This is a genomic window from Pseudomonas syringae CC1557, from assembly GCF_000452705.1.
Classification (GTDB): Bacteria; Pseudomonadota; Gammaproteobacteria; order Pseudomonadales; family Pseudomonadaceae; genus Aquipseudomonas; species Aquipseudomonas syringae_F.
This window is the reverse complement of sequence record NZ_CP007014.1, coordinates 2220351-2244059: the sequence shown is the minus strand read 5'-3', so window position 1 is coordinate 2244059 and position 23709 is coordinate 2220351. Positions and strand designations below refer to the sequence as shown.

General features: G+C 61.8%; 24 protein-coding genes. 8 read left to right on the top strand and 16 right to left on the bottom strand.

Translation table 11 applies throughout. The annotated features are described in order from the left end of the window. Window positions 1-4: 4 nt before the first annotated feature. Window positions 5-910: a GTP cyclohydrolase FolE2 gene (gene folE2, locus N018_RS10340; protein WP_025389495.1), complete on the bottom strand. Its 906-nt coding sequence runs from the start codon at window positions 908-910 to the stop codon at window positions 5-7. A 165-nt stretch (window positions 911-1075) separates the two neighbouring features. Continuing rightward, window positions 1076-1984, bottom strand: coding sequence for a LysR substrate-binding domain-containing protein (locus N018_RS10335; protein ID WP_025389494.1), 909 nt, complete (start codon window positions 1982-1984; stop codon window positions 1076-1078). Between the two features lie 206 nt (window positions 1985-2190). Here N018_RS10335 and N018_RS10330 point away from each other — a divergent pair, with 206 nt between their 5' ends. The 8 genes from N018_RS10330 (at window position 2191) to N018_RS10295 (ending at window position 12015) form a co-directional block, all read left to right on the top strand. Then, complete coding sequence (locus N018_RS10330; RefSeq protein ID WP_025389493.1) at window positions 2191-3711, top strand: ABC transporter substrate-binding protein; 1521 nt, start codon at window positions 2191-2193, stop codon at window positions 3709-3711. A 101-nt stretch (window positions 3712-3812) separates the two neighbouring features. Beyond that, a complete protein-coding gene (locus tag N018_RS10325; protein WP_025389492.1) occupies window positions 3813-4730 on the top strand; it encodes an ABC transporter permease in 918 nt (305 codons plus the stop codon). A gap of 8 nt (window positions 4731-4738) precedes the next feature. Continuing rightward, window positions 4739-5647, top strand: coding sequence for an ABC transporter permease (locus tag N018_RS10320; protein ID WP_024646857.1), 909 nt, complete (start codon window positions 4739-4741; stop codon window positions 5645-5647). A 16-nt stretch (window positions 5648-5663) separates the two neighbouring features. Beyond that, window positions 5664-6665: an ABC transporter ATP-binding protein gene (locus N018_RS10315; protein WP_025389491.1), complete on the top strand. Its 1002-nt coding sequence runs from the start codon at window positions 5664-5666 to the stop codon at window positions 6663-6665. Then, a complete protein-coding gene (locus N018_RS10310; RefSeq protein WP_024646855.1) occupies window positions 6662-7675 on the top strand; it encodes an ABC transporter ATP-binding protein in 1014 nt (337 codons plus the stop codon). Before N018_RS10315 ends, N018_RS10310 begins: the two co-directional genes overlap by 4 nt. After that, window positions 7672-9099, top strand: a complete 1428-nt coding sequence (locus tag N018_RS10305) for a M20 family metallopeptidase (RefSeq protein ID WP_025389490.1) — start codon at window positions 7672-7674, stop codon at window positions 9097-9099. Before N018_RS10310 ends, N018_RS10305 begins: the two co-directional genes overlap by 4 nt. Beyond that, on the top strand, window positions 9096-10247 hold the full coding sequence (locus N018_RS10300; protein WP_025389489.1) for a M20 family metallopeptidase: 1152 nt from the start codon (window positions 9096-9098) through the stop codon (window positions 10245-10247). The genes N018_RS10305 and N018_RS10300 overlap by 4 nt, the downstream gene beginning before the upstream one ends. Window positions 10248-10491: 244 nt before the next feature. After that, window positions 10492-12015: an amidase gene (locus tag N018_RS10295; protein ID WP_025389488.1), complete on the top strand. Its 1524-nt coding sequence runs from the start codon at window positions 10492-10494 to the stop codon at window positions 12013-12015. Between the two features lie 9 nt (window positions 12016-12024). Here N018_RS10295 and phnP read toward each other — a convergent pair whose 3' ends face one another. The 14 genes from phnP to N018_RS28535 all read right to left on the bottom strand — a co-directional run bounded on the left by phnP (window position 12025) and on the right by N018_RS28535 (window position 23665). Further along, window positions 12025-12777 (bottom strand): phosphonate metabolism protein PhnP, encoded by a 753-nt coding sequence (gene phnP, locus N018_RS10290; RefSeq protein WP_025389487.1) that lies wholly within the window; start codon window positions 12775-12777, stop codon window positions 12025-12027. After that, window positions 12768-13334, bottom strand: a complete 567-nt coding sequence (gene phnN, locus N018_RS10285; protein WP_025389486.1) for a phosphonate metabolism protein/1,5-bisphosphokinase (PRPP-forming) PhnN — start codon at window positions 13332-13334, stop codon at window positions 12768-12770. The genes phnP and phnN overlap by 10 nt, the downstream gene beginning before the upstream one ends. Then, window positions 13334-14479, bottom strand: a complete 1146-nt coding sequence (locus tag N018_RS10280; protein WP_025389485.1) for an alpha-D-ribose 1-methylphosphonate 5-triphosphate diphosphatase — start codon at window positions 14477-14479, stop codon at window positions 13334-13336. Before N018_RS10280 ends, phnN begins: the two co-directional genes overlap by 1 nt. Next, window positions 14473-15189, bottom strand: a complete 717-nt coding sequence (phnL, locus tag N018_RS10275) for a phosphonate C-P lyase system protein PhnL (protein WP_024646848.1) — start codon at window positions 15187-15189, stop codon at window positions 14473-14475. Before phnL ends, N018_RS10280 begins: the two co-directional genes overlap by 7 nt. Before the next feature lie 62 nt (window positions 15190-15251). Next, entirely contained in the window at window positions 15252-16073 is an 822-nt protein-coding gene (phnK, locus tag N018_RS10270; RefSeq protein ID WP_025389484.1) for a phosphonate C-P lyase system protein PhnK, read from the bottom strand. Next, entirely contained in the window at window positions 16070-16942 is an 873-nt protein-coding gene (locus N018_RS10265) for an alpha-D-ribose 1-methylphosphonate 5-phosphate C-P-lyase PhnJ (RefSeq protein ID WP_418903475.1), read from the bottom strand. The genes phnK and N018_RS10265 overlap by 4 nt, the downstream gene beginning before the upstream one ends. 11 nt (window positions 16943-16953) lie before the next feature. Next, window positions 16954-18033: a carbon-phosphorus lyase complex subunit PhnI gene (locus N018_RS10260; RefSeq protein WP_024646845.1), complete on the bottom strand. Its 1080-nt coding sequence runs from the start codon at window positions 18031-18033 to the stop codon at window positions 16954-16956. Beyond that, on the bottom strand, window positions 18033-18629 hold the full coding sequence (gene phnH / locus N018_RS10255) for a phosphonate C-P lyase system protein PhnH (RefSeq protein ID WP_025389482.1): 597 nt from the start codon (window positions 18627-18629) through the stop codon (window positions 18033-18035). Before phnH ends, N018_RS10260 begins: the two co-directional genes overlap by 1 nt. After that, on the bottom strand, window positions 18629-19096 hold the full coding sequence (phnG, locus tag N018_RS10250) for a phosphonate C-P lyase system protein PhnG (protein WP_024646843.1): 468 nt from the start codon (window positions 19094-19096) through the stop codon (window positions 18629-18631). Before phnG ends, phnH begins: the two co-directional genes overlap by 1 nt. A gap of 14 nt (window positions 19097-19110) precedes the next feature. After that, entirely contained in the window at window positions 19111-19839 is a 729-nt protein-coding gene (gene phnF, locus N018_RS10245) for a phosphonate metabolism transcriptional regulator PhnF (RefSeq protein ID WP_025389481.1), read from the bottom strand. A 38-nt stretch (window positions 19840-19877) separates the two neighbouring features. Then, on the bottom strand, window positions 19878-20666 hold the full coding sequence (gene phnE, locus N018_RS10240) for a phosphonate ABC transporter, permease protein PhnE (RefSeq protein ID WP_025389480.1): 789 nt from the start codon (window positions 20664-20666) through the stop codon (window positions 19878-19880). Window positions 20667-20692: 26 nt separating this feature from the next. Continuing rightward, window positions 20693-21700, bottom strand: coding sequence for a phosphonate ABC transporter substrate-binding protein (phnD, locus tag N018_RS10235; protein WP_025389479.1), 1008 nt, complete (start codon window positions 21698-21700; stop codon window positions 20693-20695). 53 nt (window positions 21701-21753) lie between these two features. Further along, entirely contained in the window at window positions 21754-22587 is an 834-nt protein-coding gene (gene phnC / locus N018_RS10230) for a phosphonate ABC transporter ATP-binding protein (protein WP_024646839.1), read from the bottom strand. Between the two features lie 313 nt (window positions 22588-22900). Continuing rightward, the gene (locus N018_RS28535; RefSeq protein WP_418903474.1) at window positions 22901-23665 is read right to left on the bottom strand and encodes a methyl-accepting chemotaxis protein; all 765 of its coding nucleotides are present in this window, start codon (window positions 23663-23665) and stop codon (window positions 22901-22903) included. Window positions 23666-23709 lie beyond the last annotated feature (44 nt).

Here is a 23709-nt window from a genome sequence, read left to right as displayed (position 1 = left end):
AGCCTCAGGACAGGTAGTTGGAAGTCTGCGCAGCTGCATCATGAGGATGCAGGCTTTCGAAGTGACGCACGCTGACGCTTGAGGCGGAGTAACGCCCCTCAAGCGCCTGCTGGATTTTGCGTGCGGCGTCTTCGACGTACATCAGGTTCTGCCCGTTAAGCCGGGCGAAGGCCTGTTCGTCAGCACGTTTGACGGCGGTCTGCACCGGTGTGCCCAGCGCTTGCTCGACTGCATCGATCAACGCCATCAGGCCCAGCTCGCTGGCCTGTTCCGCCACCCGCACCTGCACTGTTGCGACGCTGCGCTGGCTGTGCGGCGTGGCATACGAGGCGTTGTCCCGCAGCCAGGCCGCAACCTGCATCGGGTCGACAAACGACTGCCGGCCGAAACGTGCGGCAAATGCCTCTTCCAGCAGTTGTCGGGACAGCGCAGCCGAACATGGGCACGTGGACGAGTAGGTGATGTCTGCTGAAACGTCGAGGCACAAACGCCCCGCTCGCCAAGTGGCCAAAAGCGTTACCGGATAGGATTTCCAGCCGCTCAGGCCTTTGGTAATCAGCGCCGGGCGACGGCACAACAGGTTGAAGGTCAGCGTGATGCGCGCGGCGCTGGAATGGCAATCGGCGTGGCTCTCGACCATCGCCTCCAGCAGCGCCGACAAGGTGTCGGGCGTGAGCACCTGATGCTCGGCAAAACCGTCGAGCAACCGATAGAGCCGCGACATGTGGATGCCCTTGACGCTGGGATCGGCCAGATCGACTTGCAGGTCCGCGTAGGCATGAACCGGATGTGTAGAACCCGGCTCGCCCAGCATCAGTGGCACTTCGACGCCTTGCATGCCGACCCAGTCGAGTGCGATCAGGGCCGAGGAAACTTCCGTCAGGGCAACGTCTGGGAGGGGGCTGTTCATGGTGTCGGTCGTCTCGCTGGCGAAGCATGATGTTGGCGGCCTGATAACGCAAAGCGTGCAACCGCTAATTCGTTACACTATAACATTATAATTCCAGACACTATCAAGCGGACGTGCAGCGCGCCTTTCACAAACGAACGGAAGCGCTGAGAAATCAGCAACGTTTCAGGTCTTTGCCAACTCTTCAATGACAAAATCCCGGAACGCCGCGACGGCCGCAGGCAAGTTGCGTCCGGCCATGCTTTGCAGTTCGATGCGCCGCGCCTTCATGCCTTCGTCGCTGATCGGCAGGGATTTCAGCTGCTTTTCATGCACCCGCTTGTCGAGGGTCATTTCGCTGGACAGGCTGATACCGCCCTCTTCGCTGACGAACCTCAGCAGCGCGCCGATGTAATTGCTGGTCAGCACCGGATCGAACAGCAGGCCCTGCACGCCGCAGCAGATATCAAACAACTGACGCAGCGTTGTGTCGGTGTTGGTCAGGGCGATGGCGTAAGGCTGTAACTCGGCCAGGGCGACCTCCTTGCGCGAGGCCAGCGGATGGTTGTGGCTGACCACCGCACAGATGGCGCCGCTGTGAATGTGTTCGACCTTGATTTCGTTCTGCGGCGTCAGGCTGAAGGTCAGGCACAGGTCTGCATCGCCCGAGCGCACCCGTTCTGTCGCCTGCGCCGGGGCACAGACCTCCATCGAGAAATGAATGCCCTGGTACTGCCGCCGAAACCGCGCAATGCACTGCGGCAGAAAATCCAGGGCAAAGCCCTCCGAACAGGCGATGCGCACATGGCCGCGCTGCAAGCCTTGCAGCTCGGTAATCTCCAGCACCACCTGCTCGGCCTCCAACTGGGATTTGCGCGCATAGGCTGCCAGTCGAACGCCCGCCTCGCTGAGCATCATGCCGCGCGCCTGGCGCTCGAAGAGCACAGCATCCAGTTCTCGCTCCAGCTTGCTTATCTGCCGACTGACCGCCGAAGAAGCAACGTTGAGCCGAATCGAGGCCTCGCTGATCGATCCGCAACGCGCCACTTCGAGAAAGTAGCGCAAGGCTGTGGACTGGACGCCATAGAGTTGCATCAAGGCTCCTGCGTTGCCTTTTCGGCAATCAAAGGTTCGAAATATTGTGCTTGTGGCATTGATACGCTTTGCCTAGAGTCGTGTCGAGGCGCAACTCATCAAAAGCACCCAATCAAAAGAACACTGCGGCCTCGAGACTCCCCTCTTCTCGCATTTGCGACCCACTGCCCTTTGATACATCCACTTTGCCTTATGGAGACGACGGCATGGGAATCAAGGGTTTCGCTCGCAGCATCGCGCTGTTGAGCCTGTTCAGCAGTTTTTCCGCCCTGGCCGGCAAGGCCGATGACACGCTGGTCTACGCCTCCGACAGCGAACCGGAAAACATCAGCCCCTATCACAACGATTTGCGCGAAGGCGTGATTCTCGGTCGCCTGATCTGGGACAACCTGGTCTATCGCAACCCTGACAACGGCCAGTACGAACCCATGCTCGCCACTGGCTGGAAGCAGGTCGACGACACCACCATCGACTTCCAGCTGCGCGAGGGCGTGAAGTTTCACAATGGCGACCCGTTCACTGCCGATGACGTGGTCTTCACCCTCAATTACGTGGTGTCGCCCGAGTCCAAGGTGGTCACCGTGCAAAACGTCGACTGGATCAAGAGCGCCGAAAAGCTAGGTGAGTACAGCGTCCGCCTGCACCTGAAAAAGCCTTTCCCGCCTGCGCTGGAATACCTGTCCAACGCCGTCCCGATGTTCCCGAAAAAATATTTCGAACACGTCGGCATGGCGGGCTTCAGCCGCAAGCCGATTGGCACCGGCCCTTACAAGGTCACGGCCATTGCTACGGGTGAAGGCGTGAAGATGGACAAAAACCCGGACTACTTCAAGGACAGCCCGCAGGGCCAGCCGAAGATCAGCCACATCAACTTCAGGGTCATCGCCGATGCTGAAACGCGACTGGCCGAGCTGATGACCGGTGGCATCGACTGGACCTGGCGCGTCGCTCCGGATCAGGCGGAAAACCTCAAGGCCATGCCCAACCTGGTGGTGACCAGCGGTGCAACCATGCGTATCGGTTTTCTGATTCTCGACGCGCGCGGCACCTCCAGCGCCGATTCGCCGATGAAAAACCTGAAAGTGCGTCAGGCGATCAACTATGCAATCAACCGCGATGGCCTCGCCTCGCAGCTGGTCGGCGGCGAAAGCAAGCCGCTGCAAGTCGCCTGCTACCCCGACCAGTTCGGCTGTGACACCGCCGCCGCCACGGTCTACAACTACGACCCGGCCAAGGCCAAGGCGCTGCTGGCCGAAGCCGGTTACCCGAACGGCTTCGAAACTGAAATCTTCGCCTATCGGGACCGCGATTACGTGGAAGCGATCATCGGCAACCTGCGCGCCGTGGGCATCAACGCCAAGCTGCGTTACCTGAAGTACGCCGCCCTGCGCGACCAGCAACGCGGCGGCAAGGTGCCGATGTCATTCCAGGCCTGGGGTTCCTTCTCGATCCTCGACACCTCGGCCTCCGCCGGGACCTGGTTCAAGGGCAACCCGGACGACAACATCAAGGACCCGCAAGTCCAGAGCTGGCTGCAGACCGCCGACAACGCGCTGGACCCGCAGGTGCGCAAGGATAACTACCGCAAGGCATTGCAGCGCATCAGCGAGCAGGCGTACTGGGCACCGCTGTTCAATTATTCGATGAACTACGCCTACGTCTCGGACCTGAACTTCAAGCCTTATCCGGACGAGTTGCCGCGATTTGTCCTGTCGAGCTGGAAGTAAGCCTTTCGTGACGTAATTCGTCGAGACCGGCCACAAGGTGCGAGAGGCACTTGCAGCGCCGGCGTCGGCTCCGTCGTTCCATGGATACAAGGTCACTTGCCATGTTCGGATTTCTCTTGCGCCGCCTGGGCATCGCCCTGTGCGTAGCGATTACCGTGTCGGTGATCAGCTTTTCCCTGTTGCACCTGTCCGGCGACCTGGCCACCGCCATTGGCGGGCCGGAAGCCAGCAGCGAGCAGATCGAACAGATCCGCGTGCAATACGGCCTTAACAAACCGCTGGTCACCCAATACTTCGAGTGGCTGTCCAACGTGGTGCGCCTTGATCTGGGCGATTCGTTCTTCTTCCAGGAGTCGGTCTACAACCTGATCGCTTCGCGCCTGTCGATCACCCTCGGGCTGGGTGCCATGGCACTGAGCATCGCGCTGCTGATCGCCATTCCGCTGGGCGTTCTGGCGGCGGTGAAGCGTGATACGTGGATCGATCGGCTGGCGCTGAGCATTGCGGTGCTGGGCCAGGCCATGCCGAGCTTCTGGTTCGCACTGATGCTGATCGTGGTGTTCTCGGTCACCCTGAAATGGCTGCCGGTGTCAGGCAACTCGACCTGGGCGCACTTTGTCATGCCGGCTATTGCGCTCGGCTACTACGCCACCCCGGCGATCATGCGCCTGACCCGAGCGGGCATGCTCGACGTGCTCAATTCCGATTACATCCGCACCGCCCGCGCCAAGGGTCTGCGCCCCGCCACGGTGCTGTTCAAACACGCATTGCGCAACGCACTGATCCCGGTGGTGGCACTGGCTGCCGTGGAATTCGGTTTCATGCTCGGCGGCTCAGTGGTCATCGAAACAGTCTTCTCGCTGCAAGGCATCGGCCAACTGGCCTGGGATGCGATTGCCCGCGACGACTTTCCGGTGGTGCAGGCAGTCGTGCTGTTGATCGCGGTGATCTACATCGTCCTCACGCTGCTGGCCGACGTGCTCAACGCACTGCTCGACCCGCGCATCCGCGTGAAATAGGAGGCCCCATGAGCACAACCACCTCATCGCCGCTGGTGATCCAGGATTACCAGCCTCCGGGACGCAGCGTCTGGCGCACGTTGCGCAACAGCTTCGCCCATCGAGGCTTTGCGATTGGCGCGATGCTGTTGCTGATCATTCTATTCGGCGCGCTGTTCGCCCCCTGGCTGGCGCCCTACGACCCGTACACGCAAGACGTGATGCTGCGCATGAAACCGCCTGTGTGGATGGCCAACGGTACTTGGGAGTATGTGTTGGGCACCGACAAACTGGGCCGCGATTACCTGTCACGCTTGCTGTACGGCGCACGTATTTCACTGTTTATCGGCTTCTCGGCAGCGCTGATCTCTGGCGTTATCGGCACCATCATGGGCCTGCTGGCGGGCTACTTTGGCGGCAAGACCGACGCGTTGATCAGCTACCTGATCACCACGCGCCTGGCGATGCCGGTGGTGATGGTCGCGCTGGCCTCCGCTTCGTTGATCGGCGGCTCGCTGAAAGTCGTGATCATCCTGCTCGGCTGCCTCCTCTGGGACCGTTTCGCCGTGGTAGTGCGCGCCGCAGTGCAGCAAATCCGCGACGCCGAATACGTCGCCTCGGCGCAGGCGCTGGGCTGCTCGACGCTGCGCATTCTGGCCAGCGAAATCCTGCCCAATCTGGTCGGTGCACTGATCGTCGTCGCCACCCTGGAGATGGCCCACGCGATCCTTCTCGAATCGGCATTGTCGTTCCTCGGGGTCGGCGTGCAGCCACCGATTCCGTCCTGGGGCCTGATGATCGCCGAAGGCAAACCCTACATGTTCTTTTCCCCGTGGGTCATCGCCATCCCCGGCGTCGCCCTGATGGTGCTGGTGCTGGGCATCAATCTGGTCGGTGACGGCCTGCGCGACCTGATCCTGCCCGATGGGCGCAACTGACAGAGGAGATCCGCACATGGCGCTGTTGCATGTTGAAAACCTGCGTGTCGAGATCCCTTTGGGACACGACACGCTCCACGCAGTGCGCGGTCTGGACTTTCAGGTCGAGCGCGGCGAGATGCTGTGCATCGTCGGCGAATCGGGCTGCGGCAAATCCCTCACTTCGCTGGCGCTCATGGACTTGCTGCCGCGCAAGGCCAGGCGCACCGCGACAACCCTGAGCCTGGACGGCATCGACATGCTGACCCAGAGCGAACGGCAGATGTGCGACCTGCGCGGCAACCGTCTGGCGATGATTTTTCAGGAGCCAATGACCTCGCTGAACCCGGCCTACAGCATCGGCGATCAGCTCAGCGAAGTACTCACCCGGCACCGCAAGGTGTCACGCAAGGAGGCCCTGCAGCGTGCGGCGCAGATGCTGGAGAAAGTCGGCATCAGCAACGCCAGCGAGCGACTGCGCCAGTACCCGCATCAGTTGTCGGGCGGCCTGCGTCAGCGGGTGATCATCGCCATGGCGCTGATGTGCGAACCGGACGTGATCATCGCCGACGAGCCAACCACCGCGCTGGACGTGACCATTCAAGCGCAAATCCTGCGCCTGATCCGCGACATCCAGAAAGAGTTCGGCCTGGCGGTGATTTTCATCACCCACGACCTGGGGCTGGTGGCGCGTATCGCCGACCGGGTGGCGGTGATGTACGCCGGGCAGATCGTCGAGACCGCTCCGGCAATCGAACTGTTCGAGAACCCACAGCACCCTTACACCCGTGGCTTGCTGGCGAGTATTCCGATCCCCGGGCGTACCCGGCCGGGCCAGCCACTTGGTTCGATTCCGGGGCTGGTGCCCAGCCTGGTCGGCGAGCAACACGGCTGTGCCTTCCGTAACCGCTGCCCGCAAGCCGTGGCGGCCTGCGCCGATAACGTCCCGCCGGTTCACAGCCCCGACCACATGACCCGCTGCCTGTTTGCCGCTGCGGGCGCCGAACCTGTGCTGCAACGTGAGGGCATAACGTCATGATGAATCAGGCGCTGAACACAAGTGGCAAAAAAGACATCGCCCTGGAGCTGTGCGACATCCGGCGCGAATTCAGTATCAGCCGAGGCTTTTTCAAACCCGATGCCACCCTGAAAGCGGTCGATGGCGTGTCACTGCGCCTGATGCGCGGCGAAACGCTCGGGCTGGTCGGCGAGTCCGGCTGCGGCAAAAGCACCCTGGCCAAGATGTTGCTCGGCCTGCTCGCGCCCAGCAGCGGCGATGTGCTGGTCAACGGCAAGCACCTGGCCGGCACCGACCGCAAGGAAATGGCACGGCGTATCCAGCCGATCTTTCAGGACCCTTACTCCTCCCTGAACCCGCGCAAGACCCTGCGCGAAATCGTCACCCTGCCGCTGATAGTGCATGCCATCGGCAACCACGCCGAGCGCCGCCAGCGGGTCGAAGCGATGATGGATGTGGTTGGCCTGCCGAAACGGGTGATCGACAGCTACCCGAGTCAGCTTTCCGGTGGCCAGCGCCAGCGTGTGGCGATTGCCCGGGCGCTGGTGATGCGCCCGGACGTGTTGATCTGCGATGAGCCGACCTCGGCGCTGGACGTTTCGGTGCAGGCACAGATTCTCAACCTGTTGCAGGACCTCAAACAGGAGTTCGGCCTGACCTACCTGCTGATCAGCCACAACCTGGCGGTCATCGAGCACCTGGCCGACCGGGTGGCGGTGATGTACCTGGGCCGAATCGTCGAAGAACGCAGCCGCGAGTCGCTGTTTGCCAGACCCGGCCACCCCTATACACAAGCGCTGCTGGACTCGGTGCTGACCCCGGATCCGCATCTGGGCATTCCCGACCTGGGCCTGCACGGCACCTTCCCCAACCCCATGTCGCCGCCTTCGGGCTGCGCCTTTCATCCGCGCTGCCCCGGCTGCATGGCGGTGTGCAAGGACCACTATCCGCTGGTTGGCCGCATGGAAGGCGGAACCGTCCGTTGCCACCTGCGCGACACCTCGAAAACCCTGGAGCTGATGCCCTCATGAGTAGCCGTTCACATGCCATCGAAAACGCCACCGAGCAGTTCGACAACGGCACCTTTTTCGCCCTGCTCGGCGACAGCGTTGCGTACCCGACCCAAAGCCAGGAGGCCGCAAGCCTGCCGGAGCTTTATCGCTACCTGCACGAGTTCATTACCCCGCACGTCGAGCGGCTTGGTTTCAGCGCCAGGGTTCACGACAACCCGGTTGCCGGGCGCGGGCCCTTGATGATCGCCACTCGCATCGAAGATCCGGCCCTGCCGACGCTGCTCAGTTATGGCCATGGCGATGTGGTACGTGGCTACGACGCACAATGGCAATCGGGCCTGTCGCCATGGAAGGTCACCGAGCGCGGTGATCGCTGGTACGGCCGCGGCACGGCGGACAACAAGGGCCAGCACCTGATCAACCTGACCGCCCTCGAACAGACCCTCAAGGCGCGCGACGGCGAACTGGGTTTCAACGTCAAGCTGCTGCTGGAAATGGGCGAAGAAGACGGCTCACCCGGCCTCAGCGCATTCTGCCAGGCGCACGCCGAAGAACTCGCGGCGGATGTTTTCATCGCCTCGGACGGCCCACGCCTGGCAGCCGCGCGCCCTACCCTGTTTCTGGGCTCGCGCGGGGTGTTCAACTTCGAGCTGACGGTCAACCTGCGCGAAGGCGCACACCATTCCGGCAACTGGGGCGGGCTGCTGGCCAACCCCGGCATCATTCTGGCCAATGCCATCGCCAGCATGGTCGACGAACACGGCCGGGTGAAAGTCGCAGGGCTCATGCCGACGGCCATTCCCGAGGCAGTAAAGGCCGCGTTGGTGGATATCGAAGTCGGCGGCGGTCCGGGGGACCCGGACATCGACCCGAATTGGGGCGATCCGACCTTATCGCTCAGTGAAAAAGTCTTCGGCTGGAACACCCTCGATATTCTTGCTTTCAAGACCGGCAACCCGGACGCACCGGTGCACGCGATCCCCGGCAAGGCCCACGCGCTGTGTCACATACGTTTTGTGGTCGACAGCGATTACAACGCATTCATCCCCGCAGTGCGTGCGCACCTGGATGCCCACGGTTTCACTCAGGTCGAGGTCCGGCAGACACGCATGGACGTAATGCACGCCACGCGCCTGTCACCGGACAGCCCGTGGGTCGGCTGGGCGCTGCAATCGCTAGCCGCGACTACCGGAAAGAAACCGGCGCTGCTGCCTAATCTGGGCGGTTCGCTGCCCAACGATGTATTCGCTGAAGTGCTGGGCCTGCCGACGGTCTGGGTGCCACACTCTTACCCGGCGTGCTCGCAACATGCACCCGACGAGCACTTGCTGGCTCCGGTGGTCAGAGAGAGCCTGCAAATCATGGCCGGACTGTTCTGGGACCTGGGAACGGATGGCGTACGGCTGACCCGCGAGCATCGGGCACAGGAGTTGAGTGAATGAACGACGCACAACGGCAGGCCACCGACTGGCTGAGCGGGCAATACGAGGCGATGGAAGCGCTGTTGCAAAGCCTGGTCGATACAGACTCCAACAGCTACGACAAGGCCGGTGTCGATGCGGTCGGCGATCTGCTCGCCGCGCAATTACAGGCCGACGGGATCAGCGTCGAACGTATCCCGGTCGAAGGGTTTGGCGATGTGCTGCTGGCTGAATTGCCCGGCGGACCCGGCAAGCCGGTGCTGCTGCTCGGTCACCGCGACACCGTGTTCCCCAAAGGCACCACCTCCACTCGCGGCTATACAAAAGATGCCGAACTGGCCTACGGCCCCGGCGTGGCTGACATGAAAGGCGGGCTGGTGCTCAACTGCTTTGCCCTCAAGGCTCTGAAACGCGCGGGCCCGCTGCCGTTTCCGGTGCAAATTCTTTATACCGGCGATGAAGAAATCGGTTCCGCCAGCGCTCGTGCTCACATTGAACACTACGCCCGACAGGCGCGCGCGGTGCTCAACCCGGAACCGGGACGCGCCAGCGGCAATGTGGTCAGCGCCCGCAAAGGGGGTGCGACGCTGATCATCGAAGTCAGCGGCCGCGCTGCGCATTCAGGGGTGAACCATGCCGATGGCGCGAGTGCTATTCAGGCTTTGGCGCACAAGGTGATCAAGCTGCATGCGCTGACCGACTATGCAGCGGGTATTACCACCAACGTCGGGCTGATCTCGGGCGGCACCTCCAGCAACACGGTTGCGCCCAGCGCCACGGCCAAGCTTGATGTGCGCTTTGTCGAGTTCAGGCATTGGGATGACATTCTCGCTGCGGTCCAGGCCATCGTCGCCGAAGAGGAACTGCCCGGCACATCGGCCCGGCTGCTGGAGGCCACAACCTTTCTGCCGATGGAAGCCCGGCACAGCACTGAACTGCTGAGTATTTATCAGGGGCTTGCGCAGGAACTGGGCTTCAACGTGGAGGGCGAATTCACCGGCGGCTGCGCCGACTCGGGCTTCACCGCCAGCCTCGGCATCCCGACCCTTTGTGGCCTCGGCCCGGTCGGCGGCAAAGTGCATACCGAGCGTGAGTACCTGGAGCTGAACACCCTGGTGCCCAGAGGCCAGGCGCTGGTGGCGACGATACTGGCGTTGGGGGATGTTTGAAGAGACTGCCCGCTTGCTGCGTTCGGCCTGAAGGAAAGCGCGCGATGTAGATGTGTGGCGCAGAGCGTCACGAACGGCATACCGACGCGGAGCATCGGCACGATAATCAACGCGCATGCCCGAACACTTCTCGTTCCTCACGCTCTGCGTCCGACCTTTAGCGCAAGCTTCACTGGATGCACGCCAACGCCGAGCATCAGCAAGACAGCCCGTTTGATTTGTACATTTCGCGGAGAAATACCCCATGCAAAATCCATCCGAACTGCTCGGCAAATCCGCCACCGAACTGCGGGCGCTGATCGGCAACAAGCAGATCTCGCCAGTGGAATTGCTGGACGCTTGCATCGCGCGTATCGAAAGCCTGAATCCAAAGATCAATGCGTTTGCCGCGACCTGTTTCGAGCGCGCCCGCGATGAAGCGCTGTTGGCCGAGCAGGCTGTGCTGCAAGGCGAACCGCTGGGTCTGCTGCACGGCCTGCCGATCGGTATCAAGGACCTGGAAGAAACCGCCGGGGTGCTCACCACTTACGGCTCGCAGCTGTTTCGCGACAACATCCCTGCACAGGACAACCTGTTCGTGGCGCGCCTGCGCGCTGCCGGGGCGATCATGGTCGGCAAGACCAACGTTCCGGAACTGGGCGCGGGGGCCAACACCCGCAACGTGGTATGGGGCGCGACCGGCAACCCGTTCAATCCTCAGCTGAATGCCGGTGGTTCCTCAGGTGGCTCGGCCGCCGCACTGGCCGTGGACATGGTGCCGTTGTGCAGTGGCTCCGACACTGGCGGCTCGTTGCGTATTCCTGCGGCGCTGTGCGGCATCGTTGGCCTGCGCCCTTCTCCGGGTCTGGTGCCGAGCGAACGCAAGAAACTCGGCTGGACGCCTATTTCCGTCGTCGGCCCGATGGGCCGCAACGTCGCCGACACCCTGCTGCAACTGCGCGCCAGCGCCGGGCTGGGGCAGTCCGATCCGTTGAGCTATGCCATCGCCGAGGACGCGTTCGCGCCGCGCACCGTAGACCTCAGCCAGTTACGGGTCGGCTACAGCGAGGATTTCGGTACCTGCGCAGTGGATACCGATATCCGCGCAGTCTTCCGGGAAAAGATCAACGCCCTGAGCCCGCTGTTCAAGTCCTGCGAAGCCATCGACCTGAACCTGAGCAGCGCCCATCGCACCTTTGATGTGTTACGTGCCGAAGCCTTCGTTGCAGGATTACAGGATGCCCACGACCGCGACCCGAACGCGCTGGGGCCCAACACCCGTGCCAATTTCGAAATGGGTGCGGCGATGTCCTTGCAGGACTGCGTCAAGGCGCATGGCGAACAAAGCCGGATATTTCGTGGCTTTCAGAAGCAATTCGAGCACTACGACCTGATCCTCGCGCCCACCACGCCGGTATCGCCCTTCCCGTGGAGCGAGTTGTACCTGCGCGAAGTCAACGGCGTGCCACTGGACAATTACTATCGCTGGCTGGCGCTGTGCTACACCATCACCCTGACGACAAACCCGGCGCTGTCCCTGCCCTGCGGCACCGACCGGCAAGGCATGCCGTTCGGGCTACAGATTATTGGCGGCTTTCGTGGCGACGCGAAACTACTGGCCTGCGCGGAGGCGATTGAACACGCGACGGCGACTGATCCGCGTCTGTCTCGCCCGCGTCCGGACCTGCAAAAACTGCTGGCTTCAGCGGTTAACCTGACACATATCGTCACCCATCCACCGGTTTACGGAGGATCAAAAACCGCCACGCCGGAGATTGGCGCGATGTGAGGACGCTTCTCAGATCACGACCACGCCATCCCGCCCAATTACAACATTGCCTGGCAACGACCTCGGCTGCTCCATCAACCAGGCATCCAGCGTATGACCGACGTGCGTTAGCACCGCTTTTCCCGGTCGCAACTGGTCAATGGTTTGCAGCGCCAGCGTCAGGTCATTGTGATTGCGCGGTGGCTGAGGTTGCGGCGGCATTGAGCAGTCGAGGATCAGCACGTCCAGCGGCTGGCGTTGCAGGAATTCGCGAGTGGCATCAGGCAGGCCGACGGTGTCGGTCAGGTAAGCCATGCGCTGCCCGTCACCTTCAAGCAGATAACCAAAGGTGGGCCTGGAGTGCGTCAGCGGCAGCGCTGTGACCTGCAAAGCGCCCAGAGCACGGGTTTCGAAGGCGGCGAACGGCTGGCTGAAATCCAGAATGCCGGGGTGTTTGTACAGGTCTGCCAAGCCTTCCGGATCTGCCGGGCCGTGGACCGGAATCACCAGCCCCTGCCCCCAACGCAGATGCAGCAAGCCCTGCGCATGATCGGCGTGGTAGTGCGTCTGCAAAATGCCGCTCAGGCTGTGCGGCGGAAAACGTTCGGTGAGGTCGGTCAGGCCGCTGTCGATCAGCCAGCGCTGGTCGGCGCATTCGATCAGCGCGCTGCACGGCAAACGGCGCAGGTTCTGATTGGCCCGTGCGGCCCGGCAAGCCACGCACTGACAACCGTAGACCGGCACTTGTCGGGCGTCACCGGTGCCCAGCAGCGTCAGGCGCATGCGTGACGCGTGTCCAGCAAACCGATCAGGGCGGCGACGGTCTGTTGCAGATCGCCGGAATTATCCAGTGAAAACACCTGCGGGTTGTTAGCCAGCAAATCTCCGGCAAACCGTGCATTGCGCTCCAGGCGCGCCTCGATTTCCGGCAGGGTTTCGCGATTACGCGCCAACAGACGCCGGCGCAACACATCCTGATTGACGGTCAGCAACACGGCCGACAAGTTCGGATAACGCATCTGCGCTTGCTGCAAGTGCGCCCGGGAGCCATTGATCAGCACGTCATGACCTTCCAGCAACCATTGATCGATCTCGATGGGAATGCCATAGCGCAAACCGTTGGCCTGCCAGCACAAGGCGAACGCACCGCGCTCGCGCATGTGCTCGAACTGTTCGACCGTCACCGCCTGTGCCGCCTCGCCCACCGCTTCTGCAGAACGGGTGATCACCCGTCGCACCACCCGGCAATCGCGTCGTGCCAGGGTTTCCCGCGCTGCATCCAGCACACTGTCCTTGCCTGAACCAGACGGCCCGATCAGATAAATCAACCTGCCAACCATCAAAACACCCTCTTGCCCTGTCGCCATACCTTGTCGATCACCGGCAAGCCGCCATGACTGCGCGCCTGGACCAGATCCGCGCGCAGACCGATACGAATTTCACCGCGATCCGCCAGCCCGGCTGCAAGCGCCGGGGTGCGACTGACCATGTTGATTGCCTGCGGCAGCTCGCATTCATTGTCCTGCTCGACCAGCATGAAAGCAGCCTGCAACAGGCTGGCGGGATAATAGTCGCTGGACAGAATGTCCAGAAGCCCTTGCCTGGCCAATGATGCCGCCGCCACGTTACCGGAGTGCGAGCCGCCGCGCACGATGTTCGGCGCGCCCATCAAGACACTCATGCCCAATTGCCGACAGCCCTGAGCGGCTTCCAGCGTGGTCGGGAACTCGGCAATGTTCATCCCGAAACCTGCCGATTCCTCGACGTGGGCCATGGTTGCGTCGTCATGACTGGCAATCGACAAGCCACGCGCCAGGCACAACCCGACAATCGCGCGCCGGTAACGGTCGGCGTATTCAGTGGAGTTGGCCACCTGCTCAACGATGAAGCGATCCATTTCTTCATGGTTCATGTGGTACTTGCCCATGTAGTACTCGCGGTACTTGGACTCCAGCGCGAACTGGCGCTGGCCAGGCGCATGGTCCATCACCGACACCAGTTGCACCAGCGGCTGGTCGACCAGATCACGAAACACGCTCAGGGTGTCGGGGTGGCTGACCTCGCAGCGCAAGTGCAGCAAGTGTTCAGCGCGGGTCAATCCCGCCGCGTTGGCCTCGGCAATCGCCTGCAACATCGCTGGCAGTTGCTGCATGCGCTTGCCTTTGGGATTGATGTCGCCAATCGACAGCGCATCGAACACCGTGGTGATCCCGGCGGCGACGATCTGTGCATCATGGCTGATCACCGCCGAGGTCGATGGCCAGTCGACACCGGGGCGTGGCGACAGGTGTTTTTCCAGATTGTCGGTGTGCAGTTCGACCAGCCCTGGCAGCAGGTAATCGCCTTCGAGGTCATGGGCCTGACTCAACTGACTGCGCCCGCTTTGCACATCGGCAATCAGACCATCGCGAAGCACCACTGTACCGATGAAGACCTGTTCGGCCGTTACTACGCGGGCATTACTGAAAATCTGTTCGCTCAGCATTGCAGTAACTCCTTGGCGGTGAGGTCCACCGGGGTCATGTCGAGTTGACGATTGGCGACCGACGCGCGGGCGTCACGGTCATGAAAGATGCCGATCAATGCGGCGCCGGCCTGCTTGGCTTCATCGACCAGTTCCAGCACCACCTGGCGATTGGCGTCATCCAGCGAGGCAGTCGGTTCGTCGAGCAGCAGTACCGGCCAGGGCACCATGAACGCGCGGGCAATGTTGATGCGTTGCTGCTCGCCGCCAGAGAACGTGCTGGGTGCCAGCGGCCACAAGCGCTGCGGAATGTTCAGGCGCGTCAACAAAAGCTGCGCACGCTCCAGTGACTGCTCGCGGGACCAGCCGCGTGCCAGCGCAGGCTCCATCAGCACATCCAGGCTCGATACACGCGGAATGACGCGCAGAAACTGGCTGACATAGCCCAGCGTTCTGCGCCGCACTTCCAGCACCTGGCGCGGGCTGGCGCCGACCAGCTCGACCCATTCACCCTCGTGCTGCACACGAATACTTCCGGCGGCGGGCAGGTAGTTGCCGTACAAGGTGCGCAGCAGCGTACTTTTTCCTGCGCCGGACTGCCCGCTGAGCACCAGGCATTCGCCACTGCGCACCGAGAAATTGAGACTGCGCAGCACATTGAGGACCACCCCGTTGTGCTGATGCAGGGTGAAGGTTTTCGACAGGTCGCGGACCTCGATCAACGTCGTCATCGGGCTCACCTCTTTACTACGAGCGCTGTTGGCAAGGGCTGTGTCTGAATGAACGGTCAGGCTCATGGCTGCAATACCGAGGAGACCAGCAACTGGGAATAAGGATGCTGCGGGTCATCGAGGATCTGATCGGTGAGGCCGCTTTCCACCACTTCCGAGCGGCGCATGACCATCAGCCGGTCTGCCAGCAGCCGCGCCACCGCCAGGTCGTGGGTCACGATCACCACCGCAAGGTCCAGCTCGCGAACCAGCCCGCGCAACAGATCGAGCAAGCGCGCCTGCACCGACACATCCAGCCCGCCAGTAGGTTCGTCCATGAACACCAGTCTCGGGCTGGAGACCAGGTTGCGGGCGATTTGCAGGCGTTGCTGCATGCCGCCGGAAAAGGTGCGCGGCAGGTCGTCGATGCGCTGCGGATCGATTTCCACCTGAGTCAGCCAGTCCAGCGCTGCACCGCGCAGTTGCTGATAATTGCGCACGCCCTGAGCCATCAGGCGCTCACCGATATTGGCCCCGGCCGACACGCCCATGCGCAAGCCATCACGCGGGTTCTGCTCGACAAAGCCCCATTCAGTGCGCAACAAGGTGCGCCGCTGCGCCTCGCTGGCGCTGTACAGGTCGAGCCAGTCGCCGTGCTTGCCGCGATAGTCGATGGTGCCGCGATCCGGCGGGCAACGGCCGCTCAACAGCGACAGCAAGGTGGATTTGCCCGAACCGGATTCGCCGACAATGCCCAGCACTTCGCCGGGATACAGGTCGAAACTCACGTCCTGACAGCCCTTTTGCACACCGAACAAGCGGGTCAGCCCTCGGACCTTGAGCAGCGGCTGCGCAGGTTCGGCCTGACGCGCGCCCTCGGGACTTGATGAAAGCGCACTGATCATCGGGCGATCTCCTGCTGTTTGACGCGCTGGGCGCAGTAGTCGGTATCGGAACAGACAAAGCTCTGGGTGCCCGCGTCATCGAGAATCAGCTCATCGAGGAAGGAGTCGTGACTGCCGCAGATGGCGCAGCACTGCTCCCAGCGCTGCACTTCGAACGGATGGTCCTCGAAGTCCAGACTGACCACCTGCGTGAACGGCGGTACGGCGTACAGGCGTTTTTCGCGTCCGGCACCGAACAGCATCAGCGCCGGGTTCATGTTCAGTTTGGGGTTGTCGAATTTCGGAATCGGCGACGGGTCCATCACGTAACGCTCATCGACCATCACCGGGTAAGCGTAACTGGTGGCAATGTGGCCAAAGGTGGCGATGTCTTCGTAAAGTTTGACGTGCATAACGCCGTAATCATCCAGCGCATGCATGGTGCGGGTTTCGGTTTCCGAGGGCTCGATGAAACGCAGGGGCTCGGGAATCGGCACCTGATAGACCATGATCTGATCCGCGTGCAGCGGTGTTTCCGGAATCCGGTGGCGGGTCTGGATCACGGTGGCTTCCGGCGTGCGCTCGGTGGTGGCAACGCCTGCCGTACGAGCGAAAAAACGCCGGATCGACACCGCATTGGTAGTGTCGTCAGCGCCCTGATCGATGACTTTCAGGACATCATCGTCGCCAAGGATTGTCGCAGTCAGTTGCATGCCACCTGTGCCCCAGCCATAAGGCAGCGGCATTTCGCGCCCGCCGAAGGGCACCTGATAACCGGGAATCGCTACCGCCTTGAGCAGCGCGCGGCGAATCATGCGTTTGGTCTGCTCGTCCAGATAAGCGAAGTTATACGCCTCATCCCGGGCGGGCCTTTGCGGTGCGGTGCTTATGGGTGCAGTACTCATTGATCGCCCTCCGGAGTCGGTGCGGACTTGCGCAGCTTGCGGATCAGCTCCAGTTCGGACTGGAAGTCGACGTAATGTGGCAATTTCAGGTGCGAGACGAAGCCTGCGGCTTCAACGTTGTCGCAATGCGCCAGCACAAACTCTTCCTGCTGAGCCGGCGAGCGGATTTCTTCGTTGAACTCTTCGGCGCGCAACGAGCGATCCACCAGCGCCATGCCCATGGCCTTGCGCTCCGCGTTGCCAAACGCCAGGCCGTAGCCCCGAGTGAATTGCGCCGGTTCGCTGGCCGAGCCGACGAACTGGTTGACCATCTCGCACTCGGTGATTTCGATGTCGCCAATCAGGATCGGAAAGCCCAGCTCTTCCGGCTCGATCCAGACTTCGACCTCACCAATGCGGATCTCCCCGGCGAACGGGTGGTTACGGCCGTAGCCGCGCTGGGTCGAGTAGCCCAGCGCCAGCAGAAAGCCCTCATCACCACGCGCCAGTGCCTGCAAGCGTTGGGCGCGAGTGGCGGGATACTCCAGCGGTTCGCGGGTGATGTCCGCCACGCGCTCGCCGTCGTCGACTTCGGGTTTCATCAGGCCTTCTTTGGCGAGCAACCCCAGCACGCGTGGGCAGGGTTCCAGGGTTGCGTCCGGGGCGACATCCGGACCCGGATGCTCGCCTTCGGCCAGCAAGGTGAAATCCAGCAGGCGATGGGTGTAGTCAAAGGTCGGCCCCAGCAACTGACCGCCGGGCAGGTCCTTGAACGTGGCCGACAGGCGTCGGTTGAGCTGCATGTTTGATGTGTCGATCGGCAGGCTGGCGCAGAAGCGCGCCAGGGTCGTGCGGTAGGCGCGCAGCAGAAAGATCGCCTCGACCAGATCGCCTGCCGACTGCTTGATCGCCAGCGCAGCCAGTTGCTCGTCGTATAGCGAGCCCTCACTCATGACCCGCGCAACGGCCAGTGGCAGCTGCTGGCGGATCTGCTCGACGTCGAGTTCGGCGATGTCGGTATCTCCACGGCGCCTGTTGGCCAACAGACGGTGGGCATTATCGATGGCCTGTTCGCCACCCTTCACGGCAACGTACATCAGACACACTCCTTCGCGCGGGTGCTGCGTGGCAAACCAATGATCTGGTTGCTCGCAAGAAAGAACACATCCAGCCCACAGGGGAAGTGGTGACGCGATTCGCGCTCGGTCCAGAAGCGTTTATCCAGAGGCAAGCTCACGTTGTTTTGTCGCTCTATACCGGGCCCGCTCCAGCTCAGTGCCGGTCCGCCTTCAAGGCTCGGCAGCTGGATCAGCAAGGTGCAGGACTGATCCGGGTAACGGTCATTGCCGATGTCAAAACCGTCCAGGTCCTGAGCCGTCGATCCGTCGAGCAACGCAAAACGCGCAGCGTTTCGATCAGCCACAATCGGACAGCCACAATGAAAGGAAAGATTGGCGCGAATCGCAGGGGTGTCGAACGTCGGCGCCAGCCAGATCGGCGTGTCCAGATCCAGCAATGCCAGGCACAGCGCATGGGTCGAGCTGTCCAGACCTTGCAACGCAGGCGGCTGGTGACCGGCTGGCAGGGTCTGAATCACGCCGGGACCGGCCAGCGCCTTGAGCGCCACACGGAAACTGCGTTGAGCATCCAGTACCGGATCGGTGAAAGCAGGTTGCAGAAGAACGGCGTTCATCAGTCTTCTCCTCGGACCAGGGTAAAGAATTCCACTTTGGTCGCAGCGGTTTCGGCCTCCTTGCGCGCCCGGCGCTCGGCTTGCGCCTGTGCCAGCGGTTCGATCAGTTCGCTCAGCCACCAGGCCTGCTGCGCGCCCTGCAGATGGGCGTCAGCCAGCGCGGCCAGTTCGGCATGACGCTTGTCGCGTCCGGCCAGATAGCTGAAACCGGTTCGGCCGTCAGCCAGGCGTACTACACAGCGCGTGACACTCATCTCGCCCAGATTGAAGGCCGAGCCGGTGCCACCCATTCGGCCTCGCACCAGTGTCATGCCGATTTCGGGGGCGCGGATCATCTGGTATTCGGTATCACGCAGCGCCGCTTCGTGGCGGTTCAACTGCTCGCGGCTCGGTTGATCGACATGAGCGCGGGCCAGTACGCCCATCCAGCGCTGACGCGCAGTTGTTTGCGGAATTGTTGCTTGCATGGAACACCTCGGGATCAGGTCGTCTTGACAGGGGCAGCCGGCGTCGCCACCTGGTACTGGAAACGGTCGGCGCGGCTGACCGAGCGGGAAAGCTCCACCGGTTGCCCCGCAACGCCGCAGGAAACGGTCAGCACCGTCAGCACGGCCATGTGCCGAGGCATCAACAGCCACCCGGCTTCTTCACGGGAAGGCAGTCGGGCGCCAATCAGGCTTTGCACGCGGCTCAGCGGCAGCTCGCGCTCGGCCAGGTACTGGCGCACCGAGCCGCCCTTGTAATCTGCCAGCAACCCGGCATAACCAGCGCTGTAGCGGTGGAAGATCAGACTGGCCGCCTGCCCGTCCAGCTTGCGCAGGGTCTGCAACTCGATCAGCGGTGCATGCTCTTCCAGCCCAAGGTGCAAGGCATCCTCACGGCTGGCCTCGCAGTCGCGCCGGCGCAGCAGGATTGCTTCCACCCCCAAACCTTGCGCCGACCATGATTTGCTGTAAGCGCTGTCGGCCTGCATCGGGTAAATCAGCGGGCGTTCCAGCACTTGGGTGCCTTTGCCCTGGCGGCGCAAAACACTGCCCTCACGCACCAGTTCATCGACCGCGCGGCGGATGGTGTGGCGGTTGACGCTGAAGCGCTCGGCGAGTTGAAATTCGGCTGGCAGATAATCGCCAGGCTGATAGGTGGCCAGTTCTTCACGCAGCGTGCAGGCCAGCTCGTGGTACATCGGCGCTACTTGTCTAGACAACTGCATGGTTAAAAAAAGCGTTCATCGGAACACCCCCTCTTTAGTCAGATGAATTGCTTGCGCAGGCGCTGCGAGACAATGTCGATCACGCTCACCACCACGATGATCACCAGCAACACGGCACTGGTCTGGACAAAGGCAAAGGAACGGATATTTTCCCAGAGAATCACCCCGATCCCCCCTGCCCCGACCATGCCCACCACCGTTGCCGAGCGCACATTCGATTCGAAACGGTATAGAGCATAGGAGATCCACAGCGGCATCACTTGCGGAATGACGCCGTAGATCACTTCCTGCAAGGCGCTGGCCCCGGTGGCACGAACGCCCTCGACCGGGCCGGGTTCGATGGCTTCAACCGCTTCGGCGAACAGCTTGGCCAGCACCCCCGTGGTGCTGATCCACAGCGCCAGCACCCCGGCGAACGGCCCGAGACCAACCGCCACCACGAACAGCATGGCGAAGACCATCTCGTTGATCGACCGACACGCATCCATGCAACGCCGCAGCGGCAGGTGAATCCACCAAGGCGTGATGTTCTCGGCACAGAGAATGCCCAGCGGTATCGAACAGACAATCGCCAGCGCCGTGCCCCACAGGGCGATCTGGATGGTCACCAGCATTTCCTTGAGGTAACTGCGCCACTCGCGGAAATCCGGCGGGAAGAAGTCGGACGCGAATGTCGCCATGTTCGACGAATCGCGCACCAGCGCCATCGGGTTCATTTCCGCGCCCTGCCAGGCCCAGGCCAGAGCGGCCAGTAAAAGCCCCCAGCCCAGATAACGCGACCAGTTGGGCTTACCGGCCACCTGGGTGTAGGCAACTTGAGTGGTCATGACGACCTCCTGTTGGCGAACGGCAATCAGCCTGCGGCGCTGGCGGTGGCTTTCTGGTTCAATTCGGTCATGCGTTCCTGCAACTTATTCAGGCTGGCGTCGATGTCTTTGAGACGGGTCGCTTTCTCCTGAGCATCCAGGGTGGTGCTGGCGGTGATTTCAGTGCGTTGCTTGAACAGTTCGAGCTGACGAATCGGCAACAACTGGTCGTCGCTGGAGGTGAGGAATTTGCCCAGCTGCATGTTCTTGAGGACTGCTTTTTCTTCGTCGGTATCACCGTAAGTGGCGAAGAACTCACGAATTTTTGCCTTGTTTTCGGCCGACAGGGCCTTGCTCCAGACCATTGGATCGGACGGGATAAGCGGCGACTTCCAGATCACCTTGAGCTCCTTTACCTTGTCCGGCTGGGTGACCGCCAGGCGATCCCAGCTTTCGGTATTGAAGGTCGCGACATCGAGCTGGCCCTTGGCAACGCTCAGTGCGTTGACTTCATGGCTGGAGTTCAGCGTGCGCTTGAATGCAGTGGACGCATCGACGTGGTTCTTGGCGAACACGTAATAACCGGGCACCAGATAACCCGAGGTAGAGTTCGGATCACCGTTGCCAAAGGTGAGGTTTTTGGCGTTCTTGAGCATGTCTTCGACCGAATTGATCGGACTGTCCTTGCGCACGATCAGCAAGCTCCAGTAACCGGGCGCGCCATCGGCGGCTGCGGTCTGGGCGAAAACTTCACCGTTGGAGCGATCCACCGCTTCGATCGCGGCCTTGTTGCCCACCCAGGCCACATCGACCTTGTTGAAGCGCATGCCCTGAATCAGGCCGGCATAGTCAGAGGCGAAGGTGGCGTTGACCTTGAGGCCGGTTTTCTTGCTCATGTCATCGAGAAATGGCTGCCAGATACTTTTCAGATTCTGCGATGACTCGGTGGACATGATGCCGAAATTGATGACTTTTTCTTCCGCCTGGACCGAGCCCAACGCGCAGGCAGTCAGCAAAGCGGCAGACGCGAGGACGCGACCGATACGGTTGAACATGCAAGCTCTCCTGATAATGAGGTTGATGCAACAGCAATTGATGTTGGAAAACGTCAGACTTTGGCCAGCGCCATGCGCGGCTTCTGCCGGACGCGGCGAGCTCGTTCGGTGATCATCAGACTGGCATCCTCGTCGGCGCCGTACAGGTCATTGAGGAACTGCTTGCTGAGGTCTTTGGCGAGGCCGTCGTAATGGATACGTCCGCCTTTGAGGGCGACGGCACGCGGGCAATAACGCACGGCGTAATCAACCTGATGCAGGGTGACCACGACCGTCTTGCCGTCGCGACGATTGATGTCGGCGAGGATTTCCATGACCCGACGGGCTGACTCGGGGTCCAGCGAGGCAATCGGTTCGTCGGCGAGAATGACTTCGGCGCGCTGGGTCAGCGCCCGGGCGATGGCGACTCGTTGTTGCTGGCCTCCGGACAAGGTCGAGGCCCGCTGGCTGGCGAGGTCGGCCAGCCCTACCCGGTCCAGCGCAGCCATGGCCCGCTGTTTTTCCTCTCGATTGAACAGCGCCAGGCTACCGCGCCAGCGCGGCATGCGGCCCAGACACCCCAGCAGTACGTTGTCCATCACGCTGAGGCGATTGACCAGATTGAACTGCTGGAAGATATAGCCTATGTCAGCGCGCAAGCGGCGCACCTGACTGTTGAGACGACCGGCAGCCTGAACCTCGCGGCCCAGCACCTGAACGTGACCGCCATTGCCTCGATCACAGCAGGCAAGGCCTGCAAGATGGCGCAGCAACGTCGACTTGCCGGAGCCTGATGCCCCAATCAATGCGACCATTTCTCCCGGTTGTATAGACAATGCGAGGTCTACAAGCGCGCTTTTGTGCGAAAAAGTCTTGTTCAGGCCTTCGACATGAATAGCTGCGTTCATGAGGCTTCTCGGTCTTTTCACGACCCGGGACAGGTCGCGTTCGGTGTCAACCAAACTGAACCTGAGTTGTTGCAGCCTCATGAACCGCGAATGACGGGGTCATAACAGTTTGTCGCAGGTGTTGTTGCAAAGCGAACATGGGGTTATGTCCGATTCGGGCACGACAACGCGGAGCGCGCCCAAGATCGGGCGCAGAGCGTCCAGAAATGCAGGCCAACGCGTATTGGCACGATAGTCAGCTGGATATAGGTATGACGTTGAGCGCTGAGGCGTCCGCTCCCGGGCCTGCGGAGCGGCGCACATGCAGGCCGGATCAGATCCGGAAGCTGCCGACCAGTTGCTGCAGGCGGGCGGCCTGTTCTTCCAGCGAGTTGCAGGCTTCCAGCGTCTGGCGCAGGTTGTCCACGCCCAACTGGTTGAGGGTGTTGATGTGGGTGATGTCGACGTTGATCGACTCGACCACCGAGGTCTGCTCTTCGGTTGCCGCCGCGACCGACTGGTTCATGCCATTGATCTCCTCGATGCGGCGGGTCACGCTGCTCAGGCGCTCACCGGCCAGGTTGGCGATACCGACGCTGTCCTCGCTCTGACGCTGGCTTTCGGTCATGTTGGTCACTGCGTCACGGGCACCGACCTGCAACTCTTCGATCATCTTCTGCACCTGCTGCGCCGAATCCTGGGTGCGATGTGCCAGGTTACGCACCTCGTCCGCCACCACCGCAAAGCCACGTCCGGCTTCACCGGCACGCGCCGCTTCGATGGCTGCGTTGAGCGCCAGCAGGTTGGTTTGCTGGGAAATACTGGTGATCACCTCAAGGATCTGCCCGATATTGGCCGTCTTGTCGTTCAGGCTTTCAATGTTCACGCATGAGTCGCTGATCTTGCCGGACAGCTCGTTCATGGCCTTGATGGTCTGCTGCACCACGTTCTGACCGTCACTGGCCAGGCCGCTGGCATCACTCGACTGCTGCGACGTACGTGCAGCATTCTGCGCGATTTCCTGTGCCGCAGCGCCCAGCTCGTTGATTGCAGCTGCCACGCTTTCGGTGCGGTTGGCCTGCTGGTCGGAGTTGCTCATCGACGCATTGGAGACCTTGACCACGCGCGTGGCCACTTCGCCCA